This is a genomic window from Sphaerisporangium perillae (assembly GCF_023276435.1).
Lineage (GTDB): Bacteria > Actinomycetota > Actinomycetes > Streptosporangiales > Streptosporangiaceae > Sphaerisporangium > Sphaerisporangium perillae.
Map to the genome: position 1 here is coordinate 1 of NZ_JALLPO010000031.1, position 17,102 is coordinate 17,102.

Sequence of the window (17,102 nt, forward strand, 5' to 3'; positions counted from 1 at the left end):
CGGGACGGCTCTTGCGCCCCGGCGGCGGTGCCCCGCGCCGCGGCGGCCGCCCCGGACGTGGCGTGCGGCGGCCCGTCGCGGGGCGGCCCCGCCGGCGGACGAGCAGGGCCACGGCCCCGGCGAGCACGAGGACGGCCAGGCAGGCGAGGAGCACGCCCATCGGGACGGTCATCGGGCCGGCCTGCGCAGGACGGGGGGCGGCTCGGGTGAGGCCGTGAAGACGTGGTCGACGAGGCGCGCGGTGGCCTTGCCGTCGTCCCGGGGAGCGTAGGTGCGCACGAAGTCCTCGTAGCGGTCGGCGTAGTCGCCGGAGAGCGCGTCGATCAGGCGTACGGCCTCGATCACGTCGCCGCCCTCGGCCAGCAGCGGGCCGGGGGCCTGGGTGCGCAGGTCGAGGTAGAGGCCGCGGGTGTTGCGGTAGCGGTCGAGGTCGTAGCCGAAGAAGACCATCGGGCGGCGGGTCACCGCGAAGTCGAACATCACCGAGGAGTAGTCGGTGATCAGCACGTCCGCGATCAGCAGCAGATCGGCCATGTCTGGATATGTCGTGACGTCGAGGGCGAAGGGATACTCCCTGCTCATCGGCCCTGGCCGGACCAGGGAGGCCGGCCCAGGGACCACCAGCCCGGGGGACACCGGCGGCGCCTGCATCATGTGCCCGCGGACGAGCAGCACGTGGTCACGGCCGAGCACCCGCCTGGCCTCCGCCAGGTCGAGCCGCACCGAAGCGCTCCTGCGGTCCGCGTCACGCCAGGTCGGGGCGTACAGCACCACCCGCTTGCCCGCCGGCACGCCGAGGCTGCGCCGCACCGCCGCCGCCAGCTCGGCCCGCTCGGGCGAGGTCAGCACGTCGTTGCGCGGGTAACCCGGCTCCAGGATCTCGCCGCCGTACCCGAAGGCGCGGCGCAGCACCTCCGAGGCCCACGGGCTCTGCGTGACCAGCAGGTCCCAGTTGGCCACCTCGGCGGCCTGGCGGTACCACGCGGCCGGCCTCGGCTCGCGCGACATGTGGCGCTGGTCACCGCCGACGCGCTTGAGCGGCGTGCCATGCCAGGTCTGCACGCAGATCTGGTCCTCGCGGGCGCGGAACCACTGCGGCAGCATGGTGTTGGTGATGATGTGGCGCGACCGGGCCAGCGCGGTGTAGTGCTCGCGGCTGCCCTCGCGCACCACCGTAGGCACGATGCCCGGGCCTGAACCCAGAGCGGCGGAGTCCGGCGGCACGAACGCCCCGTCCTTGACGACCCAGATGTGCTCGCGGTCGTCGCCCCGGCGCAGCCGCTCCTCGTAGACCGCCCTGGCGTTGTCGGAGTACGACCGGCCGTCGAACGAGACGTACACCGTCGCCTCACGCAGCTCGCGGCGCCGCTCGGCGGGGTAGTGCACCCTGCGCAGCGCCCACAGGCCGCTCGCCCCCTTCTCGTCGTCGGGCAGGCGTTCGGCGGCCACCAGCACGGGCACGTCGAACCGTGTCGCCACCAGGCGGTACTCCCGGTCGCCCACGATGTGGACGCCCTCGTCCAGGGTGTCGAGCAAGGGGTGGTCCACCCGCAGGGGCGCGGTCGTGCCCTTGCCGCCCGCCACCGACAGGCTCCAGGTGCCCGACGCCAGCGCCACCGTGCCGCCGAACCTCGGCATCGCCCCGGGCGGGATGCGCACGGAGAACGCGGGCCCGGAGCGGTCGAGCGGCAGGCGGTAGGTCAGGCCGGCACGCTGGCGCAGCACCAGCTCACGCTGCCCGGGGTCGGGGTCGGGGTAGGTGCCCGAGAGGGTCAGGACGCCGTCGTCGCCCCACTGGGCCGAGGTGATGACCGGCCAGACTCGGTGCGCCGAGACCACCACCCGGTCGCGGCGGTCGCGCAGCACGGTGACCTCACGGCGGTCCAGGCCGACGCGCGTCTCGGCGTCGTCGTCGATCATGACCGGTGCGGCGGGATCTCCTTTGGGCTCGATCCAGAGCCTGCGGGCATCGCGCTCCTTCATCAGCGCGGGCACGGCGAGCGCCACCGAGAAGCGGGTGCCGCCCTCGGCCGGGGTGAAGTCGGCCGCCATGCGATGGCCGCCGAGGCGGGCCCTGCCCTTGGTGACCGTCGTGCCCGGCAGGAAGCCCGCCAGCTCGATCTGGTCGCCGCCGTCGTGCGTCACGCCCGTGAGCTCGGCCCGGGTCGGCTGGAGCACGATCTGCAGCGCCCGGTCGGAGGTCCACGCGGGGCGCACCCACCAGCCGGGACGGACGGCCAGCCCGGGCGGGCGCTCGGTGCGGCCCATGACCGGGCCGCGCAGGGCGCCGGTGGCCCGCGCGCCCCGGCTCCAGATCACGATGTCGGCGCGCCAGGTGGTCGTGTCGGGAACCGCCGGCCGGCCGCGCAGCAGTCGCTGGGCGCCGTGGACGGCCGCGCGGATCGCCACCCGCCAGCGCAGCGACCACGGGCGGATCTCGGCCACGAACCCGGCCCAGTCGTAGTTGCAGCCCGGCTCGCCGGCGTCGTGGGTGGCCTGCGGGCGGTAGACGCGGCGGGTGCGGGCCGCGATCGGCGGCACCCAGCGGGGGCCGCGCAGGACCACGGTCGCGCGGTTGAGACGCCGGCTGCGCACCGACAGCCCGATGAGGTAGGCGTGGCCGGTGACGCGAAGCCGGCCGTCGTGCCAGGAGACGTCGGCGACCTCCGTCACCGGGACCAGGTCGGACCCGCGCAGGCGGAACAGCGAGGCCGGCGCGTTGACGGGCAGGTCGGCGTACCAGGCGAGGCCGCGGCGCACCCTTTTGGACGGTTCGGCCGTGGCGGCGACCAGGCCCGCGAGCTCGTCGCCCTCGGCGAGGGCCCTCGGGTCGCGGTGCTCGATGAGGTGGTAGGCGAGCCGGCGGGCGACCGGCAGGCTGCGCTTGACCGAGGAGCCGACCTCGGCGAGGTAGTCGCGCAGCAGGTCGATGGCGTGCCGAAGGCGGGTGGCGTCCCTGCGGGCGGCGGTCTCCAGGCGCAGGGCCAGGGGCCCGTTGAGCGCCTCGTAGTGCAGCCTGCGGCGCTCGGCGCGGGTCAGCCCCGCGGCGTGGACGGCCGCGATCAGGGCGTCGAGCGGCTCTCCCCTGTCATAGAGGTCCTGGGCGGCCCGCAGCCGGTCGGCGACGATGTCGCCGGTCCGCGCAGGCGTGGCACCGGTGGCCATCGGGGAGGCACCGCCTTTCCAGTCGGACCGCAAGGGGCGTACCTGGAATGGTAATGCGACTTACTGTGAACTCACCGGTGATCACCGTGCCATCGGGCGTGGCGCATGTCGGCCCGCTCGCCTCTCATGGGCGTGCCCTCCTGCCTCCAATGGGACAGGCAGCTGCTCTCGTGTCCCTGGACGGGGCTGCCGTCCGCGCGCACGACGCGCCACCAGGGCACGCCGCCACCCCAGGTGGACATCACCCGGCCGACCTGCCGCGGGCCGCCCTCACCGAGGTATTCGGCGATGTCCCCGTAGGCCATGACCTTTCCCGGCGGGATGCGCTCGACCAGGTCGAGCACCCGCTCGGCGAAGGGGTTCGGGTCGCCGGTCACGTGCTCCACTGGGCGGGGCCGAGGGAGAGGATCTCCTCGACCTTGCCGAACTCGTAGGTCGCCTCCCCGTTCACCTGCTCGACGATGCCCTCGCGGATGCCGTACGTCTCGCCGTCCTCGCCGACGAGGCTGCCGCCGATCAGCCCGGCCAGGCGCGCCAGCTGGGCGACCTGCCAGTCGGAGGTCGGCTCCCCGAACAGGCGCCCCCGCCAGATGGCGATGGCGTGCTCGGCGTCGCCGTGGCGCGCGAAGACCGCGCCGTCCTCCGGCGTTCCGCGCAGTTCCAGGCCGGCGTCCGCCGACGCCGTCACCTTCGTGAGCTCGGCGTAGGCGAGCGGCGATTCGCGTTGTACGCGCAACTCGTATCCCACGAGACGGGAACCCTAGCGAACCTTTACCGTTCCCTGGTACGGGAAAAGCGGAGTTCGGTCAGACCGCATCCGAAATGCCGCCGAACGGCGGCCAAAAAGCGCTCCGATCGCATCCGTCATGTGATCATTGCCGTTCTGATCGCCGGGTGAGCACGACCACGGCGGTGCCGAAGGCCCCGAGCCCGAGAAGGACGCCCGCGCCGTAGACCCAGAGTCGCACAGGATCGGGCCCGGGCGGTGTGGGCGCGGGCGCCGCCGTGCCGTTTCCGAAATGGAGGCCGTCCCGCACGGCGACCGAACTCCGGTATCCCACGAGTTCGCCGGCGCGGGTGAGGGCGGCCGCCGCGTCCACGACGCCGAATCCCACCTTGTCGTCATAACCGGCCTCGGGCCGGCTCCGCGCGCTGGATGCGAGAGCGCGGGCGACCAATTCAGGAGTCAAGTTGGGATATTCCGCTTTTATTAGCGCAGCGACTCCCGCGACCAGCGCCGTCGAGGCGCTGCTCCCCTCCACGTCCTGGTAGCCGCCCCCCGGAATCGCCGCCGGAACGGCGACGCCCGGCGCGCCGACCAGAACCGAGAGGTTGTCACTGCTGAACTGCGCCGGCCTGCCCTGCTTGTCCACCGCGCCGACGCCGATCACCCCGGCATAGCCCGCCGGGAAGCTCCAGAACGAGGTGCCGAGCCTGCGCGCCGCCGCGGAGTCGCCGTCGTTGCCCACGGCCGCCACCAGGACCACGCCGCGCGCCAGCGCGTACGCGACCGCCTGGCGATCGGAGCGCTGCGTGGCGTACTCCCCGAGCGACATGCTGATGACCTGGGCCCCGTGGTCGGTCGCATAGCGCAACGCCCTCGACAGCGGGCTCTCGGTCGGCAGCCCGAGGCCGTCGTCGGGCTCCACGACGTTGTTCTCAGGGTTCGTCTCGGAGATCACCGGAACCGACAGGATGCGCGCGTCCGGCGCCACGCCGGACAGCCCCCCGTCGCGCCCCGAACCCGCGATCAAGGAGGCCATCGCCGTGCCGTGCAATCCGGTGGCGGAGGGCTCCTCGTCGAACAGGCTCGAGCGCATGTCGGGCGCGACGGTGACCTTGCCCTTCAGCACCGGCGTCGAGGTGTCGACGATGCTGTCGAGCACGGCCACGGTCACCCCGGCACCACGGGTGACCTTCCACGCCCGATCGGCGTTGATCGCGTCGAGCACCCACTGCTGCCGGTCGCGCACGTCCTGCGCCGTCACCGGCCCCGCGAGCAGGCCGACGAGCGCGAGCGCCGCGCCCATGGCGCTCGCCGCCCTCAACACACGTTCCCCTGGGTGCAGCGGGGGATCTCCGGCGGAGCGGCCAGGCCGCGGGCGATGTGCCCGGCGATCGACTGGGCGGTCGGCCACAGCTCGCTGTGCATGATCTCCTCTGGCGCGACGGCGGCACGGGGGCGTCCGTCGGCGTACCCGGCGGTGGAGAAGACGATGTAGGGCCCGGCGCCCATCCAGGCGGTGCGCTGGCGCTGGGCCGCCCCGAAACCGTCGGTGACCGTGCCGGGGAACGCCACCGGGCGCACGCCCACGCGGTCGTCCACGGGCAGGTCGGCCGCGGTGTTGACCCTGGCCTCCTCGTCGGCCAGCACGGCCACCCCCACCGTCACCACGAACGTCGAGGTCTGGTCGACATAGGTCGCGCGCAGCATCGTGCGGCAGCGGTGCTGCCGCAGCACCGCGGCCACGGAGGGATCGACGACCGACGCGCACGGCGCCTCCGGGGCGATGCCCACGCGCCGGGCCGACTGCCGCACCCGGGAAAGGCCGAGGTACTCCACCTGCGCGGGGAAGACGGTGTCGGCCGGCCAGGCGTGCCAGCGCCGCGCGACGTCCTGCTCGGCGTACTGCGCCCGCTCGGCGACCGTCAGGGGCCGGGAGCGCGTCTCCTGCAGCACCCCCACCACGCCGAGCAGCACGTTGGTCGCGGCGATCGCCAGGATCGTGCCCATGATCAGCAGGAACAGGGATCGAAAGCGGATGCCGCGCTCGAGTTCCTCGCGCTCCATGGCCGCCTGGACGCTCGCGCTGCGCGAGCGGGCGCCGACCCACGGCCGGGATCCCCTCCCGGCGGCGCCACCGCCCGCGTGGAGCCGGCCCGTGCTGCGCGCACCTCCGGCGCGCGCAGGCCAGGGCGTCACCGGCCGCGGCCGTGGCTCCTCAGGCGACATACTTCGATGCTACGTCGGCGCTCGCTGCCGCCGGTCGCCTTGTGGCTCTCGGGTCGGGTCGTGTTCCCTCCCGCGCCGGGCCCGCCGTATGAGCCAGACCATCGCGGCGAGGCTCGCGCCGGCGCCCGCCGTGGCCGCCAGTGCGACCCCGCCGTACACGGTGATCATGCTCGTGTCGCGGCGCACCACCTGCACGGGCGTGAGGGGAGCGGACTCCAGACCGGTGGACATCGGCAGGTCGGGATCCTGGACGCCGGGCCCCGAGGCGATGTGGCGATGGCGTGCGAGCCTGGCCGCCTCGGTGAGCGCGCGCGCCGCGTTGACCACCCCGAACCCCATGCCGGGGTCGTAGCCGCGGGAGGGCCTGCGCGTGGCGCCGGTCGTGAGCGCCTGGGCGACGAGCGCGGGCGACATCCGCGGATACCTCGCCTTGATCAGCGCGGCCACGCCGGAGACGAGCGCCGTCGCCTGCGAGGTGCCCCTGCCGACCCAGTATTGGTCGCCGGGCCCGGCGCCGAAGACGTCCACGCCGGGCGCCGCCAGCAGGACCAGGGAGTTGCGGTTGGAGAACGACGCCTTGTGCATGCCGCGGTCCGCCGCCGCCACCGAGATCACGCCCGGGAGCGACGCCGGGTAGGAGTACGGGCCGTCCTTGCGCCCCGCTCCGTCGTTGCCGGCCGCGGCCACCAGGACGACGCCCTTGGAGATGGCGTACCGGATCGCCGCGCGCTCCTGCCGGGTCGGCTGGTCCTTGGAGATCGACATGTTGATGACGTCCGCGCCCTTGTCGACGGCGTACCGGATGCCGCGCGCGACGACGTTCTCGAACCGGGCCTGCGAGTTGAAGTCGTGGAACCCCGGCTCGTCGTCCTCCAGGATGACCCGCACGGAGAGCACCTTGGCGGCGGGCGCGACCCCGATCACCCCGTCGGAGTTGCCGGGACCGTGCCCGTGCCCGGCGATCAGCGAGGCCATGTACGTGCCGTGCAGGCGGCGCGGCCTGACTCCGCGGGGGTTGGCCCCCACCGTGAGGTCGGGTCCGGTGATCACCGAGCCGGCCAGGTCGTGGTGGCGGGGGTCGACGCCGGAGTCGAGCACGGCGACCGTCGTTCCGGCCCCCCTGGTGACCCGCCAGGCGTCGGCCACGTCCAGGGTGCGCAGCACCTGCCGCTGGCTGCCGCGCACCTGGTCGGCCGTCGCCGGCCCCGCCAGGAGGACGGCGGCGAGGAGGGACGCGAGGGCGACGGTGAGGACCGCCGCCAGGGCGGGCGCGGCGCCCCGGCGCGCGGCGGCCCCGCTCAGCACTGCCAGTCCTTTCCCGCGCAGTCGGGCCGCGCCGGGGTGGCCAGCGTGGTCAGGACGCGCTCTTCCAGGTCGGAGGTGAAGGCGAAGATCGTGGAGCGCTGGTGTCCGACCGAGCGGGCCGGCCTGCCGTCGACCTGGCCCGCCGTGGTGAGGACCAGGTACGGCCCGGCCTGCGCCAGAGAGGACGCCTGGCGGGCGGCGGCGGTGAACCGGTCGGCCACGCTCTGCGGGAAGGCCAGGGCCCGCAGGCCGGGCGAGGGAACGCCTCCGGGAGGGAACGCGGCGCGGGCGGCGAGCGCGGACGCCTGGTCGGGGAAGGCCGCGACGCCGACGGTCACCACCACGCCCTGGAGCGCGTCCAGATAGGTCGCCCGGAGCACGGCCTGACAGCGGGCCGCCTTCAGCGCGCCCCTGAGCGCGGCGTCCACGGCGGCCGCGCAGTCGGTGCGGGAGGAGATGCCGACCCGGCGGGCGTACTCCTTGCCGCCCTGCTCGGCGATGTAGGGCAGGGTCGCGGGAAAGATCTTGCCGGCGGGCCACGCCTGCCAGCGGCGGGCGGTCTCCTCCGCCGACGCCTGCTGCAGCTCGGCGGTGCTGGGACCCCGGGTCAGCTCGGCTCCCACGGCCCCGGCCGACACGCCGACGACGACCGCGCAGATCAAAGTGAGCGCCGACGCCACCACCAGGGACGGCCAGGCACGCGACTCACTCACGTGCCCGACCTTAACGCGCCCGGCGGGGAGGCATCGGCCGTTCCATCCGCATAGATCCGATTGGAAAGTACTTGACGGGATGGAAAGTAGAAAGTACTTTCCATATTGGAAACAGCGAGGAGACCTCCATGAGCGCCAGCCCGGAAGACGCCGCGTACATCAGCCCCGAGGACGCCGCGCACAGCCTCCACGAGATCCGCGCCGCCCAGGCCAAGATGGTCCGGGCCAGGCCATGGTGGCCCGGCTGGTACACCACGGGCGTCGCGCTCTATGTCACCGGCATGCAGTACTGCACCGAACCGGGCACCACCCCGGCCGTGCAGGTGACCGGAATCACGCTGCTGTCGCTGGTCCTGGCCGGCCTGGTGGCCGCGATGGCGCTCTCCAGCCGGCAGCGTCCCCATCGCAGCCTGGTCACCCCGGCGGTGCTCGGCGCCTTCGGCGCGTGGCTCCTGGTGGGCATCGCCCTCTGCATGGTGCTCGCCCTCGCCCTGTCCGGTGCCGGAATCTCCTACGGGCGCACCTACGCCGGGCTCGCCATGACGGCGTACATGGCGGTCACCGGCCCGCTCGTCGCCCGCTGGATCACCCGCCGCATGGCCGCCACGATCGAGCGCGGCTGATGGCGGAGCTCGACCCGGCGATCCACGCTCCGGCCCGGCTGCGCGTCATGTCGCTGCTCGCGGCCGTCGAGGAGGCCGAGTTCTCCTTCGTCCGCGACGAGGTGGAGGTCAGCGACTCGGTGCTGTCCAAGCACGCCGCCGCGCTGGAGGCGGCCGGATACGTGGTGATCCGCAAGGGCCACGTGGGCAAGCGCCCCCGCACCTGGCTCAAGCTGTCGCCCGCGGGCCGCCAGGCGTACCGGGCCCACGTCGCCGCTCTCCAGGAGATCGTCGCCCGGTCGGGGCTCTCGCTCACCGGGGAGTAGAACGGCCGCGGCCCGCGCCCTCCACACGGGAGGGGCGGGCCGCCGGCGCGGTCTCGATCAGTACGTCGGGAGCGAGGGATCGACGGTCTTGATCCAGCTCAGCACGCCGCCGCCGACGTGGACGGCGTCGGAGAAGCCGGCGTTCTTGACGACCGCCAGCGCCTCGGCGGAGCGGGCGCCCGACTTGCAGTGCAGGATGATCTTCTTGTCCTGCGGCAGCAGCTCCAGGGCCGTGCCCCGCAGGAACTCGCCCTTCGGGATCAGCACGGCGCCGGGGATGTTGACGATCTCGTACTCGTTCTGCTCGCGGACGTCGACCAGGAAGATGTCGTCGCCGCGGTCCTGCATGTCCTTGAGCTCCTGCGCGGTGATGGTGGAGCCCGTCGCGGCCTGCTGCGCCTCGTCGGAGATCGTGCCGCAGAACGCCTCGTAGTCGATCAGCTCGGTGATCGTGGGGTTCTTGCCGCACAGCGGGCACTCGGGGTCCTTGCGGACCTTGACGTCGCGGTACTTCATCTCCAGCGCGTCATAGATCATCAGACGCCCGACCAGCGGCTCGCCGATGCCGGTCAGCACCTTGATCGCCTCGTTGACCTGCACCGAGCCGATGGAGGCGCACAGCACGCCGAGGACGCCGCCCTCGGCGCAGGACGGCACCATGCCCGGAGGCGGCGGCTCGGGGTACAGGCAGCGGTAGCAGGGCCCGTACTCGGCCCAGAACACGCTCGCCTGGCCGTCGAAACGGTAGATCGAGCCCCAGATGTAGGGCTTGCCCAGCAGCACGGCCGCGTCGTTGACCATGTAGCGGGTGGCGAAGTTGTCGGTGCCGTCCACGATCAGGTCGTAGGCGGCGAAGATGTCCAGCACGTTGTCGGTCGTGAGAGCGACATTGTGGATCACGACGTTGACGAGGGGGTTGATCTCGCGCACGCTCGCGGCGGCGCTCTCGGCCTTCAGCCGGCCGACGTCCGACTGACCGTGGATGATCTGGCGCTGAAGGTTGGACTCATCAACGACGTCGAAGTCGACGACGCCGAGCGTGCCGACACCGGCCGCGGCGAGGTACATCAACGCCGGGGAACCGAGGCCGCCGGCGCCCACGCACAGCACCTTGGCGTTCTTCAGCCGCTTCTGCCCGGCCATCCCGACGTCGGGGATGATCAGGTGGCGAGAGTAGCGGCGCACCTCGTCAACGGTCAGCTCGTCGGCCGGCTCTACCAGCGGTGGCAACGACACAGTTCTACGCTCCCGTTACAGGGGTTCTTCGATTGGCGGCTCGCCCGTCAGGCTACGCGCCCAGCCGTCTGTCACAACCTAACCCGGTTGCTCTCGCATTCCCGAATCGGCGATCTTATCCGACGATCAGCGAATCCTCCGCGTTCCTGGCATTCTCCGCGTTCTTCGCCCCCTCCGCGCCCCCCGCCAGCCTGGTGGCGTCCTGCATCAGGGCACGCACGTGGCGGGCCACCAGCGCGGGGCACTCCATCTGGGCGACGTGGGCCGCGTGCGGCAGGAGCACCAGCCGGACGTCCGGGAACGTGCGATGGGCCCGCACGGCCATGCGCGGGTCCACCAGGCGGTCGTGCCTGCCGTGCACGACGAGCGTGGGGGCGCTCACCTGCGCGGCCAGCCGCCAGAGGTTCTCCGCGCCGCGCCGGAAGTACTCGTTCACCAGGGCGCGGGCCGAACCCACCAGCGCCGGCCCCGCGTAGGGCAGGTCGTCGCGGCGGCGCAGCTCGGCCACGGCGTCCTCCAGCCGGTCGGGATGCACCCGGCCGGTGTCGGCGTAACACATCTCCATGGTCGCCCGGATGCGCCGCTCGGGGGGCAGGGCGCGGAGCCGGGTCATCGCCCACTCGCCGATGCGGGGAGCGGCCGACATGGCGACCCGCGCCGGGCCGTACCGGGGAAACAGGTCGGGCAGGGCGGGCGAGACGAGGGTGAGCGTGCGCACCAGGTCGGGGCGCGTGGCCGCGACCCGCACCGAGACGGCGCCGCCCATCGAGTTGCCGAGCAGGTGGACGGGGCCTCCGACGTGCTCGATGAGCGCGGTGACCGCCGCGGCGTACGCCCCGATGGAATAGTCGCCGCCGGGCGGCTCGGGAGAGTAGCCCGCGCCGGGCAGGTCGATGGCGTATCCCCTGACCTCTTCGCGGAGCTCGGCCATCAGGTCGGTCCAATTAGTGGCGGAACCCGCCAGACCGTGCACGAGCACGGCCTTCTCCTGCGGCCCCGCGGGCGTCGACCGGACGTGAAGGGCCAGGTCGCCCAGATCGAGCAGCTCACCTGGCCAATGCGGTATCGGTTCCTCCACCATCTCTCCCCCTCCTGTTCACCCTCGGTTCTGACGATAACCCGCCGCCGTACACCTTGGGCGCCGCGCCCGCCCGGGCTGGGGGCCCTGTGGGGTCGGGAGCGGGTACAAGATCACGGGAAATAACGGACATATCGGGAAATATTGATCTGAAAGACATAAGGGCAGGTTAAGTAGCTGTCAAAAGGCAGTGATCCTCGTTTGTCGTATGGGTCGCCAGGAAAACTAGACATGTGGGACGACTTACCGAGTCGCCCCGGCATTTACTTTCAAATCCGGTAAATGCATCCGCTGGGCAACCCGATGCGTCAAGGGGGAAAACGCAATGCCCGACGTCAAGAAATACGCCGCAATGCTGACCGTCACCGCGGCACTCACTGGTGGTCTCGCCGGTCTCGGCGCCACCACGGCCACGAGCGCGAGCGCGAGCACGGCCATCGGCACGAACTTCGGCTGGGGGGACGACTTCGGCGGCTTCGGCGGCGGCGGCGGCGGCGGCGGCTTCGAGGGTGGTGGCCACTGCCACCACGGCGGCGGCCACCACGGCGGCCACCACGGCGGCCACCACGGCGACTTCGGCGACTTCGACGGCGACGGCGGCTTCGACGGCGGTGGCTGGGGCGGTAAGGGCCATAGCCACAACAGCCGTCACCACCGCCGGCACCACCACAGCCACGGGGGCGGTCACCGCAACTGCTTCTTCAAGGTCGTAGAGGCGCGCTTCTTCCGCGCCATCATCGGCCACCACAGCCAGGGCGGCGGGCACCAGGACTTCTTCCGTGATGACCGTCACAACCGCCACCACCACTTCAAGCCGCAACACCACCACCACCACCACAACCTCAAGAAGCACCACGACGACCACGACAGCAAGTAACCAAGGAACCTAGGCGGCCTTCCGGGCGGTAACCCGTCCGGAAGCCGGCCGCCTGGCACATCACGGAAGGCCCCGGAGCAACGCCGCTCCGGGGCCTTCCCCTTGCTTGCCACCGGCCTTTCCGGGCCCTTTCCGCCGGCCTTTCCGTAATCCGGCGAACCCTGCCACCGACCTTTCCTAAATCCAGCGAATCGTCGAAAACTCCTAATCGGAAATCACGGGAATGCGCCAGGCGGTAAGGCGGCCGACCAGTCGGCCGCGAGGCAGGCGGTCAGACGTTCAGGCGGTCTTGCGGGCGCGGCGCTTGGGCGCCTGCTTCTTGCTGTCCTTTTCGCCCTTTTCGTCCGCCTGGCTCTCGGCAGCCCCGGCGGATTTCGCGGCGGCCTTCTTCTTCTCCGCCCCGGCCGGGACCTTCTCCTTCGCGCCCTCGCGCTCACGCTTGGCCGCGTCGACGCTCGCCCGCAGAGCCGCCATCAGGTCGACCGCCGGCCCCGCCTCCTCGGCCGCCTCCGGCCGCACGAGCTCCTTGCCCGCCACCTTGGCCTCGATGACCTGCTCGAGCGCCTGGCGATAGGCGTCGTGGTACTCGGTGGGGTCGAACTCCCCCGCCATGGTGTCGATCAGCGACTCGGCCATCTGCAGCTCCTGCGGGCGGACCTCGACGTCCTCGTCCACGAACGCGAAGCCGGGCTCGCGGACCTCGTCGGGCCACAGCATCGTCTCCAGCACGAACACGCCGTCACGGATGCGCAGAGCGGCGAGCGACTCGCGCTGGCGCAGCGCGACCTTCACGATCGCCACCTGCCCCGTGCGCTCCAGGGCGTCGCGAAGCAGGATGTACGGCTTCACGCCCGCGGCCTCGGGCTCCAGGTAGTAGGACTTGTTGAACAAGATCGGGTCGAGCTGGTCGGCCGGAGTGAACTGGAGCACGTCGATGCGGCGCGAGGTGCTGAGCGGCAGGTCGGCGAAGTCCTCGTCGGTGAGCACGACCATCTCTCCGCCGGGCAGCTCGTACCCCTTGGCGATCTCGGAGTACGGCACCTCCTCGCCGTCGATGCTGCACACCCGCTTGTACTTGATGCGGCCGGCGTCCTCGCGGTGCACCTGGTGGAACGACACGTCCTTCTGCTCGGTGGCCGAATAGAGCTTCACGGGGATCGTGACAAGACCGAACGAGATGGCACCCTTCCAGATGCTACGCATGACTTCTCCTCACCTCAGCCCCACTATCGAACCCAAGTTCGATAGTGGCAAGGGCGCAAAGCAGTATCTAAATGGGCAGATACCCAGTGTGGAATGCCGTATCCGGTCAAGCCACGATCTGCTGGACCGGCGCCGGACGTCAGCACGGGAAAAGAAACCTCAGGGGAAGTGGTGGACGTGACGCAGAAGGTCCGGGTCAGGGTCGATCACCGGGAGATGACCCTGACGAACCTGGACAAGGTGCTGTACCCGGAAGCGGGATTCACCAAGGCCGAGGTGATCGACTACTACAGCCGCGTCGCACCCGCCATGCTGGCCCACCTGAACGGGCGCCCGCTGACGGTCAAACGCTACCCCGGCGGCGTGGACGGGCAGTTCTTCTTCGAGAAGAACCGCCCCGCGCACACCCCGGCGTGGGTCCGCACCGCCCGGCTGCCAGTCCCGGGCAGCACCAAGGACCGCGACACCATCGAGTACGCCATCGTGGACGACCTGCCCACACTGGTCTACTTCGCCGGGCTCGCCGCCCTGGAGTTCCACACCCCCATGTGGCGGGTCGACGAGGAAGGCCGCGCGCAGGAACCCGACACCATGGTGTTCGACCTCGACCCCGGCGCCCCGGCGACGATCGTCGAGTGCTGCGAGGTCGCGCTGCGGCTGCGGGAGGTGCTGCGCGAGGACGGCCTCGTGGGCTGCCCGAAGACCAGTGGGAACAAGGGCATGCAGGTGTACGTGCCCTGGGCCGGCCGCGAGGAGAAACCCTCGGAGTACGCCAAGGCGATCGCCCAGCGGCTGGAGAAGGAGCGGCCGGAGGAGGTCGTGAGCCAGATGGCGAGGAAGCTGCGCCCGGGCAAGGTCTTCATCGACTGGAGCCAGAACAATCCCGCCAAGACCACCGTCACCCCTTACTCCCTGCGCGCCAATCCGATCCCCACCGCCTCCACGCCGATCACCTGGGAGGAGGTGGAGGGGTGCACCCGCCCGGACGACCTGGTCTTCACAGCCGGGGACGTCCTGGACCGGGTCGAGCGGTTCGGCGACCTCATGGTGCCGCCGGAACGGAGCAAGGCCGGAGACGAGCCTTAGTCTGGACGCATCGGGGTATGGAGCGGGCGACTCGAAGTTCGCCGCCAATGGAGGGGACGGAAGATGTCGGAGATGGATATGGGCGGGCACGACGTCCCGCTCGACGCGCTGGAGCCCCTCGACGACGTCGCGGACGAGCTCGAGACCGAGGTCCCCGAGGCGGACGCCATCGAGCAGCACCTGACCATCCGCGACGAACGGCGCGAGTGGCCGCTGGAGATCCCCTACGACGCCGATCCGGCCGACGCCGCAGACCAGGAGCGTGTCGTGGATCTGGGCGACGACGACTATCGCTGATCCGGATTACCCGCGCGTAGGATGTCAACCCCGTACCGGATCCACGATCAGCACGAACCGCCGCGCGACCACCGGTCGCGCGGCGCGTGAACCGCCTGCAAGGAGAAGCCCGTGACCGCTACCCCGGACGCCAAGCCCCGGGGCACCCGGCTGCCCCGGATGGCCCGCCGGCGCCAGTTGCTGAGCGCGGCGCAAGAGGTCTTCGTGGAGAACGGCTACCACGCGGCCGCGATGGACGAGATCGCCGAGCGGGCCGGGGTGAGCAAGCCGGTTCTCTACCAGCACTTCCCGGGCAAGCTGGAGCTCTACCTGGCCCTGCTCGACGTCCACGTCGACGACATGGCCAACCGCTGCCGGGAGGCGCTCGCCTCCACGACCGACAACAAGCAGCGCGTCCAGGCGGCCATCGGGGCGTTCTTCGACTTCGTCTCCAGCCAGGGTGAGGCCTTCCGCCTGGTCTTCGAGTCCGACCTGCGCAACGTCGCTCCGGTGCGCCAGCGCATGGAGCGCTCGCTGAGCGAGAGCGCCGAGATGATCAGCCAGGTGATCCAGGAGGACACCGGCTGCTCCAGCGACGAAGCCCACCTCCTCGGCGTCGGCCTGGTCGGCATGGCCGAGGTGAGCGCGCGTTACTGGCTGGCCAGCCACGGTTCCATCCCCAAGGACGTCGCGACGCAGCTCATGGCCCGCCTGGCCTGGAGGGGCATCGGCGGCTTCCCCCGCACCAGCTGAGGCCAGATCATTGTTCGCTTGACGCGATCAACGCGGTCAGGCGGTCCCCGAAGAGCGACGATGGGACCAGCAGTCTTCCGCGTCGAAAGGGAGCCCGATGGAAATCAAGATCGGCGTACGCTCCGTACACCGAGAGATCATCGTTGAGACCGACCTGTCCACTGAAGAGGTGGAGCAGGAACTCCGAAACTCCCTGGCGGCCGATCGAGGGGTCTTCTCCGTCACCGACGTGAAGGGACGGCGCGTGATCGTGCCCGTCTCCGCGCTCGGTTTCGTGGAGATCGGCGGGGACGAGTCACGTCCAGTCGGTTTCGGCGGCACCCTCTGAACCAGGCGCTTTGGGGGGCTTGCTCCCCAAAGCGCCGGGGCGGGAAGCGGGGGCCCACTGCTTCAGGCCCCCGGCGACGACCGCGGCGGGCTCACAGGCCCGCGCACTCCTCTCGCGAGGCGAGCGAGCAACCACAGGGCCGGCGTGCCGGCCGCGCTTCATCCCGCTTGTGACTGACTGCCGGGCAGCCGGCGCTCCCCCTTCGCAACACCGGCCGGGAGGTCCAGCGGTTCGGTCCACATCTCATCAGGAAACTGCCGTAGCGGCGCGAGGCCCTCATGTTCGCACGCTACAACCGCTCGGGCCATTCGCGCCCTCGATCACCGGACCTAATCGGCCAGAAGTCCGAAACCGGGGGTTTCATGGCCCCGGCACGAGCCCGAGTGCCGACATGCGCCTGCCGTGCTGCTCGGTGAGCCGGGCGAACAGCCGGCCCACCTCGACCAGATCCATGTCCACCCCACCTCGCGGATCACTGCCGGCCGCCTGATCACCCGCGTCGCCTGGCGCCCCGTCCCCCGGCGCCCTCTCAGCGGAGGCCCCGGCGGAGACGAGCAGCAGGGCAAGGTCGGGGCGGGCCGCCGCGACCCTGTGGGCCTGGCTCAGCGCCTCCCCCACCATGCGCCGCGCCCACAGCGCGAGCCTGCCGGTCAGCTTGGGGTTCTCGGCCAGCGCCGCGCGCACCCGCTCCACCACGAACTCCGAGCGGACCTCCTCGGCCAGCACCTCCTCCACCAGCTTGCGGGTCTGCGGATCGACGTGCCGGGCGGCCTCGCGGTAGAAGTCGCCCGCGATGCCGGTGCCGACGTAGGCCTTGACCAGGGCCTCCAGCCAGTCGCCCGGCCGGGTCTGGGCATGCCAGTCGTCCAGGGAGGACACGAACGGCGCCATGGCCTCCTCCGGATCCGCCCCGAGCCAGGACAGCCGGTCGCGCAGGACCCGGAAGTGGGCGTACTCGACGGCGGCCAGATCGCTGAGCTCGGCCCGGTCGGTCAGCGACGGAGCGAGAGTGGCGGCGTCCTCGGCGAGCCTGAGGAACGCGGTCAGCTCGGCGTAGGCGAGGACGCCGAGCAGATCGATCACACCGGCAGGGGAATCACTCATGGATGCAGCGTACGAGGATCGCCCCGCGCCGTGGACCCCCGCCCAGCGGGCGAGAAACGCCCGGCCGAAAGATGAGACGCACACCCCGGAGCACCCC

The 17,102-nt window shown here is 71.5% G+C and carries 18 protein-coding genes; 7 read left to right on the forward strand and 11 right to left on the reverse strand.

The window, feature by feature from the left end:
* Nucleotides 1-168: 168 nt before the first annotated feature.
* From MYF83_RS27785 to MYF83_RS27815, 7 genes are all read right to left on the reverse strand, one after another.
* On the reverse strand, nt 169-3,165 hold the full coding sequence (locus MYF83_RS27785) for a CDP-glycerol glycerophosphotransferase family protein (protein ID WP_248963673.1): 2,997 nt from the start codon (nt 3,163-3,165) through the stop codon (nt 169-171).
* Between the two features lie 71 nt (nt 3,166-3,236).
* Nucleotides 3,237-3,551, reverse strand: a complete 315-nt coding sequence (locus MYF83_RS27790) for an MGMT family protein (RefSeq protein ID WP_248963674.1) — start codon at nt 3,549-3,551, stop codon at nt 3,237-3,239.
* Nucleotides 3,539-3,913: a hypothetical protein gene (locus MYF83_RS27795; protein ID WP_248963675.1), complete on the reverse strand. Its 375-nt coding sequence runs from the start codon at nt 3,911-3,913 to the stop codon at nt 3,539-3,541. Before MYF83_RS27795 ends, MYF83_RS27790 begins: the two co-directional genes overlap by 13 nt.
* A gap of 124 nt (nt 3,914-4,037) precedes the next feature.
* Nucleotides 4,038-5,216 (reverse strand): S8 family serine peptidase, encoded by a 1,179-nt coding sequence (locus tag MYF83_RS27800; RefSeq protein ID WP_248963676.1) that lies wholly within the window; start codon nt 5,214-5,216, stop codon nt 4,038-4,040.
* Nucleotides 5,210-6,118 (reverse strand): hypothetical protein, encoded by a 909-nt coding sequence (locus MYF83_RS27805; protein ID WP_248963677.1) that lies wholly within the window; start codon nt 6,116-6,118, stop codon nt 5,210-5,212. Before MYF83_RS27805 ends, MYF83_RS27800 begins: the two co-directional genes overlap by 7 nt.
* A 9-nt stretch (nt 6,119-6,127) precedes the next feature.
* Nucleotides 6,128-7,423, reverse strand: coding sequence for a S8 family serine peptidase (locus MYF83_RS27810; RefSeq protein ID WP_308201509.1), 1,296 nt, complete (start codon nt 7,421-7,423; stop codon nt 6,128-6,130).
* On the reverse strand, nt 7,417-8,136 hold the full coding sequence (locus tag MYF83_RS27815; protein WP_248963678.1) for a hypothetical protein: 720 nt from the start codon (nt 8,134-8,136) through the stop codon (nt 7,417-7,419). Before MYF83_RS27815 ends, MYF83_RS27810 begins: the two co-directional genes overlap by 7 nt.
* Nucleotides 8,137-8,264: 128 nt before the next feature.
* Between MYF83_RS27815 and MYF83_RS27820 the strand changes: the two genes are divergently transcribed.
* Together MYF83_RS27820 and MYF83_RS27825 are read left to right on the forward strand one after the other, a co-directional pair.
* Nucleotides 8,265-8,759 carry a hypothetical protein gene (locus MYF83_RS27820; RefSeq protein ID WP_248963679.1) on the forward strand — a complete coding sequence of 165 codons (495 nt, stop codon included), beginning with the start codon at nt 8,265-8,267 and terminating at the stop codon, nt 8,757-8,759.
* Nucleotides 8,759-9,064, forward strand: a complete 306-nt coding sequence (locus MYF83_RS27825; protein ID WP_248963680.1) for a winged helix-turn-helix domain-containing protein — start codon at nt 8,759-8,761, stop codon at nt 9,062-9,064. Before MYF83_RS27820 ends, MYF83_RS27825 begins: the two co-directional genes overlap by 1 nt.
* Nucleotides 9,065-9,121: 57 nt before the next feature.
* On the opposite strand, the gene moeZ is transcribed toward MYF83_RS27825, so the two are convergent.
* Nucleotides 9,122-10,300 (reverse strand): adenylyltransferase/sulfurtransferase MoeZ, encoded by a 1,179-nt coding sequence (gene moeZ / locus MYF83_RS27830; RefSeq protein ID WP_248963681.1) that lies wholly within the window; start codon nt 10,298-10,300, stop codon nt 9,122-9,124.
* A gap of 115 nt (nt 10,301-10,415) precedes the next feature.
* A complete protein-coding gene (locus MYF83_RS27835; RefSeq protein WP_248963682.1) occupies nt 10,416-11,381 on the reverse strand; it encodes an alpha/beta fold hydrolase in 966 nt (321 codons plus the stop codon).
* A gap of 322 nt (nt 11,382-11,703) precedes the next feature.
* Between MYF83_RS27835 and MYF83_RS27840 the strand changes: the two genes are divergently transcribed.
* The gene (locus MYF83_RS27840) at nt 11,704-12,255 is read left to right on the forward strand and encodes a hypothetical protein (protein ID WP_248963683.1); all 552 of its coding nucleotides are present in this window, start codon (nt 11,704-11,706) and stop codon (nt 12,253-12,255) included.
* Between the two features lie 279 nt (nt 12,256-12,534).
* On the opposite strand, the gene ku is transcribed toward MYF83_RS27840, so the two are convergent.
* The gene (ku, locus tag MYF83_RS27845) at nt 12,535-13,458 is read right to left on the reverse strand and encodes a non-homologous end joining protein Ku (RefSeq protein ID WP_248963684.1); all 924 of its coding nucleotides are present in this window, start codon (nt 13,456-13,458) and stop codon (nt 12,535-12,537) included.
* 177 nt (nt 13,459-13,635) lie between these two features.
* On the opposite strand from ku, the gene ligD reads away from it, so the two are divergent.
* From ligD to MYF83_RS27865, 4 genes are all read left to right on the forward strand, one after another.
* A complete protein-coding gene (gene ligD, locus MYF83_RS27850; protein ID WP_248963685.1) occupies nt 13,636-14,544 on the forward strand; it encodes a non-homologous end-joining DNA ligase in 909 nt (302 codons plus the stop codon).
* 63 nt (nt 14,545-14,607) lie between these two features.
* Nucleotides 14,608-14,841, forward strand: coding sequence for an Rv3202a family protein (locus MYF83_RS27855; RefSeq protein ID WP_248963686.1), 234 nt, complete (start codon nt 14,608-14,610; stop codon nt 14,839-14,841).
* A 111-nt stretch (nt 14,842-14,952) separates the two neighbouring features.
* Nucleotides 14,953-15,573, forward strand: a complete 621-nt coding sequence (locus MYF83_RS27860; protein ID WP_248963687.1) for a TetR/AcrR family transcriptional regulator — start codon at nt 14,953-14,955, stop codon at nt 15,571-15,573.
* Nucleotides 15,574-15,670: 97 nt separating this feature from the next.
* Nucleotides 15,671-15,901, forward strand: a complete 231-nt coding sequence (locus MYF83_RS27865) for a DUF3107 domain-containing protein (protein WP_248963688.1) — start codon at nt 15,671-15,673, stop codon at nt 15,899-15,901.
* Between the two features lie 360 nt (nt 15,902-16,261).
* Here MYF83_RS27865 and MYF83_RS27870 read toward each other — a convergent pair whose 3' ends face one another.
* Nucleotides 16,262-17,005 carry a ferritin-like fold-containing protein gene (locus MYF83_RS27870; protein WP_248963689.1) on the reverse strand — a complete coding sequence of 248 codons (744 nt, stop codon included), beginning with the start codon at nt 17,003-17,005 and terminating at the stop codon, nt 16,262-16,264.
* Nucleotides 17,006-17,102: the final 97 nt, after the last annotated feature.

Bases quoted from the DNA above. Each gene is read 5' to 3' on its own strand.
- MYF83_RS27855 (WP_248963686.1), top strand. From the start codon at position 14,608: ATGTCGGAGATGGATATGGGCGGGCACGACGTCCCGCTCGACGCGCTG.
- MYF83_RS27865 (WP_248963688.1), top strand. From the start codon at position 15,671: ATGGAAATCAAGATCGGCGTACGCTCCGTACACCGAGAGATCATCGTT.
- MYF83_RS27835 (WP_248963682.1), bottom strand. From the start codon at position 11,381: ATGGTGGAGGAACCGATACCGCATTGGCCAGGTGAGCTGCTCGATCTG.
- MYF83_RS27870 (WP_248963689.1), bottom strand. From the start codon at position 17,005: ATGAGTGATTCCCCTGCCGGTGTGATCGATCTGCTCGGCGTCCTCGCC.
- MYF83_RS27785 (WP_248963673.1), bottom strand. From the start codon at position 3,165: ATGGCCACCGGTGCCACGCCTGCGCGGACCGGCGACATCGTCGCCGAC.
- MYF83_RS27805 (WP_248963677.1), bottom strand. From the start codon at position 6,118: ATGTCGCCTGAGGAGCCACGGCCGCGGCCGGTGACGCCCTGGCCTGCG.
- MYF83_RS27825 (WP_248963680.1), top strand. From the start codon at position 8,759: ATGGCGGAGCTCGACCCGGCGATCCACGCTCCGGCCCGGCTGCGCGTC.
- MYF83_RS27840 (WP_248963683.1), top strand. From the start codon at position 11,704: ATGCCCGACGTCAAGAAATACGCCGCAATGCTGACCGTCACCGCGGCA.
- MYF83_RS27820 (WP_248963679.1), top strand. From the start codon at position 8,265: ATGAGCGCCAGCCCGGAAGACGCCGCGTACATCAGCCCCGAGGACGCC.
- ku (WP_248963684.1), bottom strand. From the start codon at position 13,458: ATGCGTAGCATCTGGAAGGGTGCCATCTCGTTCGGTCTTGTCACGATC.